The sequence below is a fragment of the Lactobacillus taiwanensis genome (assembly GCF_017894345.1).
Taxonomy (GTDB): domain Bacteria; phylum Bacillota; class Bacilli; order Lactobacillales; family Lactobacillaceae; genus Lactobacillus; species Lactobacillus taiwanensis.
On the sequence record NZ_CP059277.1, the window covers coordinates 100,689 to 113,746 of the forward strand.

Genomic DNA, 13,058 nt, shown 5'->3' on the forward strand with positions numbered 1-13,058 from the left:
ATCATGTCAGATGAGGATATTGATACCGATATCAAAGGAAAGAATTTAACGTCTAATGAAGTTACAAAAATGGTTGATGATATTTGTGAAATTATCCCAATAAAAGATGATCCAATTAGTATTAGGCGTACTGGAAAGGTTGAAAAATTATATGAAGGGGCTCAATATGTTGGATATAGAATACACTTAGTTGGAATCTTATATAAAAAATCAAAAGCAAATATTAAGATTGATATTTCTACTGGCGATGTAATAACACCTAAAGAAATTACCTATACCTATAAATCTTTAATCGATGGAACACCAATAGAAATAGCAGCTTACAACAATGAAACTATTATTGCCAAAAAAATAGTAAAGGTGATCAATTACTTAATTCCGTGATGATTAGTATATTAGTAACAAATATAATTTTGCTGCCCATTATCAATTACATTACTTCAAATAATAAAAAATAGAAAGAGAATAAGATGAGTTTAAAAAAAGATACAATTGATTTAGTTCACAAGACAATTAATAGAAAAAAAGCTACAGATGAAGAATTGTACTCGGCATTATTCCCAATAAGAAAAGATTTGATTTCTCCAATTCAAGGACCAATTTTAGACTTGAAAAAGAAATCAGATAAGTAAAATTCTTCTCTAAAGAAGTGACTATAGTTAACAGCTACAAGCAAATTTATCAGAAAAAAGATTAACAAGAATGCAATGTCATTGAGTTATGATATTGAGACTAATAGTATATTTCCTTTTACTTTAAGGAAACTAATCTAAGTTGAAAGCTTTTTGCACATAGTAATTCATTTTTTCTTCGAAAGCTTTGTCGTATTTTTTCACAACGGCCATCATTAATTTGATTATTTTTTGAGAATACACATTTTCAATATCGAGCAATAAATATTTATTTACATATTGTTTCATATACCTTCTTCTTCAGCTATATGAAGGATTACTTTCCCAGACACTTTTTTCTTTGAAATACGTTTTAAAAGGTAAATGTTGAGAGAGCGATTCTATGGCTTTTAAATTATTAAAGTGAGAAAGCTCATAATTAAATTTCTTAGAATGCTAAACTGTAAATTTGTATTAATATTCTTATTTTGTATGCGTTATTTGTATGAAATAACGCATACTTTGATGGCTAAAAATTGCATAATATCAAGGACTTATAAGAGCATTGATATTAATATGCGTTATAATATAGATATTAAAATTAATAACGCATAATCAAAATGGAGTAAATAATGAAACAAATAGTAAAACCTATAAAAGATTCTTGGGTTTTAAGTGAAGTTCAAAAAAGTCTATTAGAAAAAGAAACAACTGGACGTAGAAATTACACAATATTTCAAGTAGGAAAATCTACCTTACTTAGAGTTAGTGACGTTCTTTCTTTAAAGAAGTCTGATGTGTTTGACGAAAATGGTCGAGTAAAAAGAAATGCTTATATAATTGATAAAAAGACTAAAAAACATAATGTTTTATATTTAAAACCAGTAGAAAGAGATCTAAACGATTACTTTGACTGGCTAAAAGAGCAGCAACTACATAATAGGAAGAAAAAAATATATAGAAGTTCAAATTTTAATGGTAATGTACTTACTAGTCCGTGGCTTTTTCCTTCTATTAGACATGCTGAACGTCATATCGACGGTAAGGCATATTGGAAAATAATGAACGAAGTAGGCAAAGAACTGAATATTGATTATTTAGGTACTCATACGATGAGAAAAACGGGAGCATATCGTGTATATCAACAAACTAATCATAATATTGGGTTAGTGATGAAATTGTTAAATCATTCTTCTGAGGAGATGACTTTAGCTTATTTAGGATTAGACCAGGATACTAGAGAGCAAATTTTAGATACTATAGATTTTGGATAGTAAAATGTATAAATTGCAAATGTTGAGAGGACGATTCTAAGGCCGTTAAATTGTTTTTATTGATAAGTTGTTGATAAAGTTATCCTTTAAGTGATATAAATTCAATCCTTGATTTTAACTCTATATTTCTTTTAAATAAATTAATAATTTGAAAGAATAGTTATTTACTACTAATTAGTAGCATCATTTTCTACCATATGGTAAAATAAGGTACAAAATAATAAACTCGGAGGAGTGTAATGGAAGTTTCTGAGGCCTTAGCTAGATTAAAATTTCTTGTTCGACATAATCAATTTCACATGGTTCAAAGAAGAGATAGGATGGCAATGCCAGTTTCAGAAACCTTAGCTCGCGAGATAGTCAAACAACTAGAAATCAAAGACTTTGTTAAACATGAACCTAATCGAAATAATCCTTTGCAATATGTTTGGGTATTCAAGACAAGTGATGGCCAAACATACTACATTAAGTTTATTTTTATCGAAAATAATCAAAAGGTCGTATTCATTAGTTTTCATCTTGACTATTAAAAGGAGGAATTTAAATGGCTTACCAAAAAGACTTTACAACAACTTACACCATTAATGGTCATGAGTATTCTGTCACTGCACCTGCTCTTTTTGATAGTAATACCAATAAAATTATTCCCAATAAAGAGCTAGATGATCAAGCAGCTGAAATTGCACGTCAACAATATCGTAATGACATGGGTTTACTGTCACCTAAAGATCTTAAAGATTATAGAGCTAAGATTGGTCTCTCGCAGCGTAATTTAGCAGAACTAACTGGACTAAGTCCAAACACAATTGCACTTTACGAAGCAGGTGCATTTCCAACTAAGGCAAATAACAGATTGTTAAAATCATTGCTCTCTAATGACGATGTACTTAAACAATATATTTCTGATAGTAAAAATAATTACTCTAAGGAATTAATTTCAAAAGTAAATTCCTATCTCAATCATAGTAATACGCTATTTGAATTAGAAAGTAGTCAACCAAGATTTAAGGCTGTTCAATTAGCAAATTGGTTACGAGTAGAAAACTACTTGTCACGAAGTATTGATTTAAATATTGATCCTTTAACTCAGATGAAGGTCATAAAACTACTTTATTTTGCCTATGGGAGATTTTTAGTATCCCATCATAGTAAATTGTTTTCTTCTCCGATTACACATTTTCAGTACGATCCTCTAATTACTGAAGTTCATAAAGAATTTTCTGGACGTGTGGTCCTGGATGTTAATAAACCAGATGATAAGGCTTTCCATGATTACAATTTAGTGTCTCAGGACGAAGAAATAGTAGAATTACTAGCTAAGGTAAATGATGATTACATTAATTACAATGCTTCAAGACTAAGCAGACAAACACATTCTCCTGGATCTCCGTGGAATTTAACACCTGATCGAGAAATAATTAAAGACCAATTGATTTTTGACACCTTTAAACGAGGTAAGGAAGAATAATATTTAATGAATGGCGGTCGTTCTATACCAGGATGGGCGCCTTTATTTTGCAATCGCAAAACAACATAACTATTAAACATGATATAATGAAAAAGTAAAAATATTTATTATTTTTATTTTGATTATTTTCAGCATTTTGTTTTGCTGATTTGTTTGTAAGTTCAATGTTGAACTTGTAGTTATTGTATTAATTTTTATTTTATATTGTTTCGAAAAGGAATTATTGAATCGCAAGATTTAGTAATTCCTTTTTTTTGTAGAAAGCGAGTAAGATGATGGGAGAAAGAACTCAATTATTGGTTAACGTTATGGATGAAAAAGGTAATCAACTTTGTGGCACAATGATTCATTATCAATGGGGATGCGGAAGAGTGATGCCAATGGATGCACTGAATCTCGCAATAAATTTGCCATGGAGTTATCAACTACAGGATAGTTTGAAGGAAAAAAATGTTTTTTACAAATTTGATAAAGTTCTAAAAAAAGATATTGGACTAACAAATCCATTATTTGCAAGAAATTTTCGTAATTATCTTGCAAATTTAACTAGTGGTTCATTATATGAACCTTACCAAAATCTTGATCTTTTGCGAGAATACAATTCTATAGGAGATACAGATCAACTAGATAAATTCTTAGAAAAACTAGATAGTATTTATAATCTAAATATTAACGATTTAGAAATGATGAGCTTCGATAATAACTGTGGCTATATGATTATGGATATTCTTTATCAAAAAGGAAGTCCTGATCGAACTAGTTTTAAGTTTAAGGCAGGTTATGAGCTTGGTTATAGCGATAAAGAAAATTTAACATTTGAACAATACTGTAAAGCTCAGGATCCCTATACAAATAATCGTATCTCTAAATATAATTTTATAGAATCTTATCGAGCAATTTGTAAAGGCTATAATATTTATCTTCATTAATACTAGTTTTTAATTTGTTTTGTTTTAATATGGCTAGGGATTCCTTAAATCAATAGATTTAAGGAATCCTTTTTGAAAGGATTGTAAATTATGAGAAGTAAAAACTATAATTGGCAAGTTGTTGATGATCTAACTATACCAAATGTTAAGCATGAGGAACTTTTAATAATCGATATTCCTAGATTCAAGGAAGAATTAAAGCAAGAAATAGACTCAAATGGAATAATACGAAATACAACACATCTTTGGGGTGATCCATATACTTTAAAAAACGTTAATACCACGTTAGATTTAATTAATGATAATTGGCCACTAGAAATAAAATATGGATTAATTATCATTGAAGAAGGAATGGATACACTTTGTTATCTACATCCCTTAAGTACAAATGATCTGAGTATACTTATCGGACTCCCATGGTGTGAAAATGATAGTAAAGTTTTAGATGCTTGGTTAAAGGACTTGGTAACGCAGCTTCCAACTATTGTAAATTATGCTGACGAGCTGCTACCGATCGATGTAAAACGCTGTGTACCTAAATTAGGTGCCAAAAGTGTAGTCAAATGTGGTGGCATTCAACTTAGAAGAGACAGATAAATTTTTAAGTATAAACCGGCACGAAAGATAAGCATTATTACCACTTCATTATTTAATTTTTTCTATACTTACGTGATATTTTGCAAAATGATATAATTTAAAGGTAAAAATATTTATTATTTTTATTTTGATTATTTTCAGCAATTGTCCGGCTGATTTTGTTGAAAGTTCAATGTTGGACTTGTAGTAATTGTATTGTTTTTTATTTTATATTGTTTAGAAAAGGGAACTATTGAATCGTTGATTTAATAGCTCCCTTTTTTGTTGTAAAAAAGGAGTTTAATATGAATGACAATTTAATTTATTTAAACGAACAAGGTTTTCACTTTGTATTTTCTGATAGAGATGGACTTACAGATCTACGTGACTTTGTACTAACTCAATTAAATATCAGACAACGATTAGAACTTGTTAATCAGCTATTAAATTCTTGGAATTTAGAGCCTATTTCAGTTCAGAATTCATTTGATGAGTATTTTTCTTGGCATACTAATGAGAATTACGGTCAAGAAGACTTTCTTCATGAGTTTCTAACAGGTGATGAATGTATTCTAGATGGAATAGATAGAATTCTGCGTAAAGATACTTGTCATAAAGACGTCAAGTTAATTCTAGAATATCTTGATGAGGTATTAGAGACTACTGGCTTTTGTTCCTGGAAACTATTTGGATATTATCAGGGCGATATAGAATGGGCTTGGCATTATTCAAATGATAAGCAAGATAACAGTATAACAGAATCTAAGTTAACTGCTTTATTAGAAGCAGCTGTTTTTGATTAGAAAGGTAAAAATTGTAATAAAAGTATCTAATACAGAGGCATTAGATACTTTTGTTTGTTTTAAGAGGTATAATTAATGTATAAGGATAATATTCTTTTAGTTTTGAATACTATCCTTCCAACCTTGCATATTAAAAATATAAAGTATGCAACTACCCAAAAACAAATTAATTCAGTAGATTTCCATAGCAAAGATGTTAGACTAGATCTTCAAGTAGAAGATGAAAAAGGCAAAATTTATGATGTAGAAATGCAGACTAGTAAAAATGGATACCTACCTCAACGTGTTAGATATTATCAATCGAAAATCGATTCAAAGCTTACGTTAGATAAGAATGAATCGTATGATAAGTTACGTGATAGTATTATTATTTTTATTTGCACTTTTGATCCATTTGGTTATGGAGATTTGCAATACGAAAGGCAAATATATCTAAAAGGACATTTAAAAGAAGAAGAACGTATTATAGATGGATCTGATGTCTATTTTATAAATGCTACTGCAAATACAAATAATGCAAGCTCTATGATGAAAGATCTAATTAAACTTGTAAATAATAAGCAAGTTGATAAAAATTCAAAGTATTATTCAATGCAGGAAAGAGTTAGAGAAATAAATGCAGATCCAGAAAGAAGGGCAAAGATCATGTCATTAGAAGAAAAGATTAGAGATAGAGAAGTTACTGCACGCTTAGAAGGTAAGGTAGAAGGTAAAGCAGAAGGTAAAATTGAGGATATATACTCTTTAATAAAAAGATTAAAGAAATTAAACATAGATTCTGAAACTATTGCTTCTTCTGTACATGAAGACTATGACTCAGAATTACCTTTATCTACAATTAATAAGATTTTAGATAAAGAGCTATAACAAAGAGATATCATAACTAACATTGGTAAATATTGTAACTAAAGTATCTAATAACTAAATATTAGATACTTTTTTTGTTTTTTAAAGGTAAAATATGAAGAAAAGATTCGAAATAGGTTACTATTTCAATTCTCAGAAATAGAGGATAATAATTTACGAATTTCTAAAAAGAAGGGCAAAGATCATGTCACTAGAGGAAAAGATTAGAGATAGAGAAGTTACTGCACGCTTAGAAGGTAAAATTGAGGATATATATTCTTTAATAAAGAGATTAAAGAAATTAAACATAGATTCTGAAACTATTGTTTCTTCTGTACATGAAGACTATGACTCAGAATTACCTTTATCTACAATTAATAAGATTTTAGATAAAGAGCTATAACAAAGAGATATCATAACTAACATTGGTAAATATTGTAACTAAAGTATCTAATAACTAAATATTAGATACTTTTTTGTTTTTTAAAGGTAAAATATGAAGAAAAGATTCGAAATAGGTTACTATTTCAATTCTCAGAAATAGAGGATAATAATTTACGAATTTCTAAAAAGGATGGCAAAGATCATGTCACTAGAAGAAAAGATTAGAGATAGAGAAGTTACTGCACGCTTAGAAGGCAAGGCAGAAAGTAAAATTGAGGATATATACTCTTTAATAAAAAGATTAAAGAAATTAAACATAGATTCTGAAACTATTGCTTCTTCTGTACATGAAGACTATGACTCAGAGTTACCCTTATCTATAATTAATCAGATTTTAGATAAAGAGCTATAACAAAGAGTCACTCATAATTAATACTATTAAAAATCGTAGCTAAAGCATCTAATAAAGATATATTAGATGTTTTTTTGCTTAAGAGAGACACACATTTACATGAAGATTTTTAACATGATATAATGAAAGTGTAAAAATATTTATTATTTTTATTTTGATTGTTTTCAGCATTTTGTTTTGCTGAATTTGTTGAAAGTCTATTGTTGGACTAGTTTTAATGTTATCGTTTTATTTTTATTGATTTGTAAAGGAATCTATTGAATCGCAGATTTAATAGATTCCTTTTTTCGTTGTTAAAGGAGATTTGATTGTTATGGAAATTAAAGTATTTGTTTCAAATTTAGGGTTGTATAATGATGGAATTATTAATGGCGAGTGGAAAAGCTTACCGGTCAAAGATGTTCATCGTGATATTTTGGATAAGATTATTCAAAAAGATGAAAAAGGATTGTATATCAATGATTTTATTATTAGTGACTATGAAGCACCGTTCGAAATAGATCAATATGAAAATTTAGAAGCTCTAAATAACTTGGCTAAGGCCCTGGAAAATTATGAAACTATCAAAAATGTGTATGATGAGTTAGATGATCGAGATAGATTTGCTTTTAGTGAAGTTTATAGCTTTGAAGATCCAGAAGAATTTATAAATAATAGTTTTTCATCAGCATATGAAGCAGCGATGGCTGTAGGAAGAGGACATGTTAATCTAAATGATGATTATGTTTATTTTAATGGATATGGTAATTTAGAGACAATTTCTGAAGCAGAATATTTAAAGAAAATAAATGAAAATGCTACAGAAATTATTGAAGAATTTAGACTTGAAAATCAGATTTAAATAAGTTTATTAATTAGAGAGGAAATATTGAAATGACAAAAGAAATAATTAGCACTTTAGTAGATTACAAGACGGGAAACATTGAAACACGTGTAGACGGAATAGGAGACTCATTTGCTGTTTTTAAAAATGGTGAATGGAGAATATACGGTGCTCAAGGCTTAGCTAATGATCAGTATGAGAATGAGTATATTTATACCATAAATGCACCAGCTGGTAGCTTAAAATATTTGCCGAGTGATATTCCCATTAGATCATCTGTTATGGATTTTGAAGATACTTTAATTGAAACGAAAGCACATAATATAACGAATCTATTTGAAACAGTAAAGGATTTATACGATTGTGCAGAAGATATCTTACATAATCTAGATCAGAGTGATTTTAGTAATGGAGAGATCCTTAAAAAAAATCTCTGGAAAAACCAGGAAGCATTAGATTACATAGCACAAACTATTTTTTATGGAATTACTTGGGAGCACTTTTCAACAGAAGCTGAGTGGATTGCTGAAGACATTATTGAATCACCATATGGATATCAATGCCTGTTTGAAAATGAAGTTAAATAAATGATTTGAAAAAATACAGTTTAAGTATCTAACTTAGTTCTAATAGTTAGATACTTTTTTAGTAAATAATAGACGTATTGATTTCCATACGCTTATAATTTATTAGAAGCAAGGGATTAGAAAGGTAAAATTTTATGGTATTAAAAGATAAATATTGTATGTCTTCTGAACAAAATAGGAGATTTGCTAAGCAAAATTTAACTAAGCTTGTCTATACTAATTCGCGCTTTGAGGGTTTAAGTACAACCTTACCACAAACACAAACTATTATTGATGGCTTGGGCGTCGATGGGGTCTCAATTGATGATATTAATACAATTGTGCAATTAAAACGAGGATGGCAATACATCATTAACGACAAGGAAGCTTTAACGTTTGATAAGATGAAAAATATTAATAAAATTGTCGCTCTCTTTGATTCTTTTGAACCAGGTTCAATTAGATCAGGAAACTCCCAGGTGATTCTTGATTCAAAAGATACATATATTCCGGTCAACCCAGACGAAGAGAATGAAAAAAGCTTCTTTACTTCTTTAATGGCAAAGAATATAAGTACTACCGACAAAGCATTAACATTAATGTATCACAATATGAGAGCCCAAATATTTTGGGACGGTAATAAAAGATCAGCAACACTCGCTGCCAACAAAATTATGATTGATGGTGGTGCTGGATTGATTAATGTCCCTTTAGACAAGTGGGGTACATGGAATGAACTAATTAGTGATTACTATAGAAGTGGTGAAGATACACAGATTAAACAATGGACCTATGAAAATGGAATACAAGGATTAAATCTTTAATAAGATATGATTATATTTGTAGAACATGGTATCGATGATATCATGTTTTTTGTTAGAAGGAATAACAAGTATTTTAAATAATAATTTTACATAATTAAAATTATGGTAACTATAGATAAAGTGATTATTTTATCCAAAGTTGAAAAGTGATAATTAGTATTTTAAGGGGGGCACTATTGTTTTAAGCGCCAGAGCATATTTAATGTTAGATTCTCATCAATCATAAATTGAACAAGATATAACCCAAAATTATACAAAAAAATCTAGCAGCCACTAACAGCTATCTCAGGAGAGGTTAATCATCCAACATAATAAAAAAGTTAACCTCCAGGTTATTGATTTAACTCCAGAAGGTTAACTTAATAAATATATCGAAAAGGTATAGTTTACTGCGAATGTCAGACTCGAACTGACGACAAATGGATTAACAGTCCACTGCTCTACCAACTGAGCTAATTCGCAATTGTCAATAATTTAATTAATAACTGACGAGGTGCAATTACATCACTAAAACAGACATTAGTAATTGGTGTAATTACGATAAAATGATATTCCAAACGAACTTAACTGAATATCAGTGATTAGTGATTTGCATCTGTTACCCTTAGGGTGCGCCACGTTCGATCAATCTAATCATTTCATAACTAAACTATTGATACATTAATTATATCAGCTTCTTTCTTGGAGAACAATTAACTCCATAGTTTAATTTCAACTTTGAATAAAATAGAGCAGTTCTTTTTAGGATTGATTCCTATGATAAAATTTTAATGTATTTTAAAGGAGGAAATTAATATGATAGATTACCGAGACGACATTGTTAAATTAATGAATGCTACTTCTGATACAACCCAATCTTTAAAACAATCAATGATAGCTTTAAGTTTAATAACTAAAATCTATAATGATGCTTATGGAGAGAATACGCCGGTAGACGAACCGCATAAGAATAAAAAGCAAGTTGAATCGCCAGACAATATTTCATCTAACGCTTCTAAAAAAATTGATGAAAATACCTCATCAGATACGCACAATGACGAAGAAAATAAGAGTGAAAATATTGAAAAAACACCTAGTTCTGACGATTTTGATAATTTTTTGAATATTTCAGATCCAAATAATCTAGCGAATAATTCTAATAAAGAAGAACTTACCCAACAACCGAAAAATATTGATACTGCGGCTATGAAGCAATTAGCCGATTCTACTAAATTAAGTAAAGTTGTCCTGAATAATAGAAACAAACAATATTTATCAAAATCAATTCCACCTATTCCTTGTATAAAACACATTCAATCAGTTGAAAAAAAGAGTGATGATTATATTGTTCAAAGACGGCTTAATGGTTCCGAAGCGATTGATTCTAAAGGAAATAATATCCAATTTTTTAATGAATATCTAACACGGAGTGCAAATTTAGAAGAAGGATCTATAGTGAGCTTAGACAGACGCATTGATGATAAGGGTTTACGAAAGATTGTTAAAGTCATTGCTCCTAAAAAAGACCATAGACCTAAAGAGAATATTGTGGAATTTGGACCATCTGTAGTACAAAGAGATGGTTTTGGTTTATATGTTGACAAAGACACGAATAAACGCCATCTTAGCCAATTTAATTCAGCTAAAACAAGACTATATTTTGACGAGCGTGTCATAGCTAATTTTAAGCTTAAAGAAAGCGACCTTGTTACTCTAGCTTGGTATGAGAATACCCCTGAAAATATCAAATTACGTTGGAAGTATGCAGAAAACACTCATTCTACGCTTGATGTTAAAGTTACTAAAAACACTTCTAATAATCAGAAAAAACTGACTAAACAACAACGAAAGCTGCTAAAACTACGAAAAAAGAAAGAAAAGAAATCTTCATCTGGTCAAGAATATATTCCTAAATTGAACTTTGACTTACAAAAAAAGCGAGCCATTATTGTTGTTGCCGATAAAAGCTTAACTGCTAACTTAGAGAAAGTTATCGAAGCCCATAACGGTATCGCAAAAATAATTGAAACAAAGCAACCATCCCAAGCTTTTCGAGCAGCTAAAGAATCTAGTTACGTAATTTTAATTCAATCATATATTAAACATAGTATCAGTCAATTTCTAATCGCTAATCAAAATAGATGCTATACAGTTTCGATGGCAAAAACCAGCGGTCAACTTGCTGTTGAAAAAGCATTATATCGTGCAAAGTATAAACTGAACGTAACTGATAACGATCAGATTAATTATCCATATTTTGACTAATTCATTATTTGAGAGATCCTCTCTCAAATTTATAATTTAACATTACCTAAAACTGTACTTTTAAGAATAGTTGAAAAAGTGATATAATTGATATGAATTCTATCCCCTTTAAAGGAGTGTCTGTTTAAAATGAGAGCTGAAAAATATGCAAAATTAGTAGACAAACAGCTACAGAGTTTACCAAAGTATGTTTATTATTATGCTCAGCAACCGAATTTAGCTATTTCAACTGTGTATCAATATTTATCTGAATATGCCAGATTTTTTACTTGGTTACGAGAAACACCTGAAGATTTTGAAAATCCATCTGGAGCTACAATAAGCTCTGCAAAATCCAATAAAGAAATGTCCCTTTCAGTTTTAGAACATCTAAAAGTAACTCAGGTTCAACAGTATTTGCAAGAACGCCGAATGTCTGAAAATCGTCAAAGTACTGGTGATAGTAAAGTTACTTTAAATAGAACTATTAATGCTTTACGTTCTTTATTTCACTATCTAACTGTTGTAGCAGATTTAAATGATGGAGAACCATACTTCTATCGTAATGTAATGTTGAAAATCCCTTTATATAAAGGAGTAAAAGAATCCATTGCCTATCGAAATGCAAAATATGGGCCACAATTATATATGAACAATAAAAAATTTGAGTGGATAGACTTTATTAATAATGATTATGTCAATACATTAAGCGCCCACGCTGTTCCCTATTTCAACAAAAACAAGGAACGAGATTTAGCCATAATTGCCTTGTTATTAGCCACTGGAGTTCGAGTATCAGAATTAGTCAATCTAAATTTGAAAGACTTGAATTTGCGAGAAAAATCGATAATTGTTGTACGTAAAGGTGATAAAAAAGATGCAGCTCTAATTGCTGATTGGGCAATTCCCTATATCAATGGATATTTAAATATTCGAGAATCTAGGTATAACCCACAAAAGCAGCAAAAAGCCCTCTTCTTAACTTTACAACGAGGTATTGGCCAAAGAATTACATCAAAGACAATAGAGGTTTTTGTTAACAAATATTCAATAGCATTTCCAAACGGTTCTAGAACCACACCTCATAAACTTCGACACTCATTAGGAACTGAAATTTATGACAAGTCAAAAGATGTTGTTGCTGTCGCAACCCAATTAGGCCATACTGGACTATCAGCAACCGATCAATACATTCAACAATCAAGTGAAGATAAGCAACGTAAAATACTCAATCAGACTACTGAATCACATTCAGGAAAACCAAATTAACTCAACAAAAAAGCAGAATGACTATGATTAGTCATTCTGCTTTTATTATT

The 13,058-nt window shown here is 29.8% G+C and carries 17 protein-coding genes and 1 tRNA gene; 16 read left to right on the top strand and 2 right to left on the bottom strand.

Annotation, left to right across the window (positions count from 1 at the left end; translation table 11 throughout):
• Positions 1 to 3 precede the first annotated feature (3 nt).
• Together H1A07_RS09730 and H1A07_RS09735 are read left to right on the top strand one after the other, a co-directional pair.
• A complete protein-coding gene (locus H1A07_RS09730) occupies positions 4 to 384 on the top strand; it encodes a nucleotidyl transferase AbiEii/AbiGii toxin family protein (protein WP_210145556.1) in 381 nt (126 codons plus the stop codon).
• An 86-nt stretch (positions 385 to 470) separates the two neighbouring features.
• Positions 471 to 632 carry a hypothetical protein gene (locus H1A07_RS09735; RefSeq protein ID WP_210145558.1) on the top strand — a complete coding sequence of 54 codons (162 nt, stop codon included), beginning with the start codon at positions 471 to 473 and terminating at the stop codon, positions 630 to 632.
• Positions 633 to 764: 132 nt separating this feature from the next.
• Here H1A07_RS09735 and H1A07_RS09740 read toward each other — a convergent pair whose 3' ends face one another.
• Positions 765 to 920, bottom strand: coding sequence for a hypothetical protein (locus H1A07_RS09740; protein ID WP_210145560.1), 156 nt, complete (start codon positions 918 to 920; stop codon positions 765 to 767).
• Positions 921 to 1,243: 323 nt separating this feature from the next.
• Between H1A07_RS09740 and H1A07_RS09745 the strand changes: the two genes are divergently transcribed.
• The 12 genes from H1A07_RS09745 (at position 1,244) to H1A07_RS09800 (ending at position 9,516) form a co-directional block, all read left to right on the top strand.
• Positions 1,244 to 1,885 carry a tyrosine-type recombinase/integrase gene (locus H1A07_RS09745; protein WP_210145562.1) on the top strand — a complete coding sequence of 214 codons (642 nt, stop codon included), beginning with the start codon at positions 1,244 to 1,246 and terminating at the stop codon, positions 1,883 to 1,885.
• A gap of 239 nt (positions 1,886 to 2,124) precedes the next feature.
• Complete coding sequence (locus H1A07_RS09750; RefSeq protein ID WP_210145563.1) at positions 2,125 to 2,415, top strand: type II toxin-antitoxin system MqsR family toxin; 291 nt, start codon at positions 2,125 to 2,127, stop codon at positions 2,413 to 2,415.
• Positions 2,416 to 2,429: 14 nt separating this feature from the next.
• A complete protein-coding gene (locus tag H1A07_RS09755) occupies positions 2,430 to 3,353 on the top strand; it encodes a helix-turn-helix domain-containing protein (RefSeq protein WP_210145565.1) in 924 nt (307 codons plus the stop codon).
• A 272-nt stretch (positions 3,354 to 3,625) separates the two neighbouring features.
• Entirely contained in the window at positions 3,626 to 4,282 is a 657-nt protein-coding gene (locus H1A07_RS09760) for a hypothetical protein (protein WP_210145567.1), read from the top strand.
• Positions 4,283 to 4,372: 90 nt separating this feature from the next.
• Positions 4,373 to 4,879: a hypothetical protein gene (locus H1A07_RS09765; RefSeq protein WP_210145569.1), complete on the top strand. Its 507-nt coding sequence runs from the start codon at positions 4,373 to 4,375 to the stop codon at positions 4,877 to 4,879.
• 284 nt (positions 4,880 to 5,163) lie between these two features.
• Complete coding sequence (locus H1A07_RS09770) at positions 5,164 to 5,661, top strand: hypothetical protein (RefSeq protein ID WP_210145570.1); 498 nt, start codon at positions 5,164 to 5,166, stop codon at positions 5,659 to 5,661.
• 75 nt (positions 5,662 to 5,736) lie between these two features.
• A complete protein-coding gene (locus H1A07_RS09775) occupies positions 5,737 to 6,528 on the top strand; it encodes an Rpn family recombination-promoting nuclease/putative transposase (protein ID WP_210145572.1) in 792 nt (263 codons plus the stop codon).
• Positions 6,529 to 6,712: 184 nt separating this feature from the next.
• Positions 6,713 to 6,910: a hypothetical protein gene (locus tag H1A07_RS09780; protein WP_210145573.1), complete on the top strand. Its 198-nt coding sequence runs from the start codon at positions 6,713 to 6,715 to the stop codon at positions 6,908 to 6,910.
• A 183-nt stretch (positions 6,911 to 7,093) separates the two neighbouring features.
• Positions 7,094 to 7,303: a hypothetical protein gene (locus H1A07_RS09785; protein ID WP_210145574.1), complete on the top strand. Its 210-nt coding sequence runs from the start codon at positions 7,094 to 7,096 to the stop codon at positions 7,301 to 7,303.
• 313 nt (positions 7,304 to 7,616) lie between these two features.
• Positions 7,617 to 8,144 carry an antirestriction protein ArdA gene (locus tag H1A07_RS09790; protein ID WP_210145576.1) on the top strand — a complete coding sequence of 176 codons (528 nt, stop codon included), beginning with the start codon at positions 7,617 to 7,619 and terminating at the stop codon, positions 8,142 to 8,144.
• A gap of 32 nt (positions 8,145 to 8,176) precedes the next feature.
• Positions 8,177 to 8,713: a hypothetical protein gene (locus H1A07_RS09795; protein ID WP_210145577.1), complete on the top strand. Its 537-nt coding sequence runs from the start codon at positions 8,177 to 8,179 to the stop codon at positions 8,711 to 8,713.
• A gap of 134 nt (positions 8,714 to 8,847) precedes the next feature.
• On the top strand, positions 8,848 to 9,516 hold the full coding sequence (locus H1A07_RS09800; RefSeq protein ID WP_210145578.1) for a Fic family protein: 669 nt from the start codon (positions 8,848 to 8,850) through the stop codon (positions 9,514 to 9,516).
• Positions 9,517 to 9,905: 389 nt separating this feature from the next.
• Here H1A07_RS09800 and H1A07_RS09805 read toward each other — a convergent pair.
• A tRNA-Asn gene (locus H1A07_RS09805) sits at positions 9,906 to 9,978 on the bottom strand.
• A 333-nt stretch (positions 9,979 to 10,311) separates the two neighbouring features.
• Between H1A07_RS09805 and H1A07_RS09810 the strand changes: the two genes are divergently transcribed.
• Both H1A07_RS09810 and xerS read left to right on the top strand, forming a co-directional pair.
• Positions 10,312 to 11,760: a hypothetical protein gene (locus H1A07_RS09810; RefSeq protein ID WP_210145579.1), complete on the top strand. Its 1,449-nt coding sequence runs from the start codon at positions 10,312 to 10,314 to the stop codon at positions 11,758 to 11,760.
• 129 nt (positions 11,761 to 11,889) lie between these two features.
• Positions 11,890 to 13,008 carry a tyrosine recombinase XerS gene (gene xerS / locus H1A07_RS09815; RefSeq protein ID WP_210145580.1) on the top strand — a complete coding sequence of 373 codons (1,119 nt, stop codon included), beginning with the start codon at positions 11,890 to 11,892 and terminating at the stop codon, positions 13,006 to 13,008.
• Positions 13,009 to 13,058: the final 50 nt, after the last annotated feature.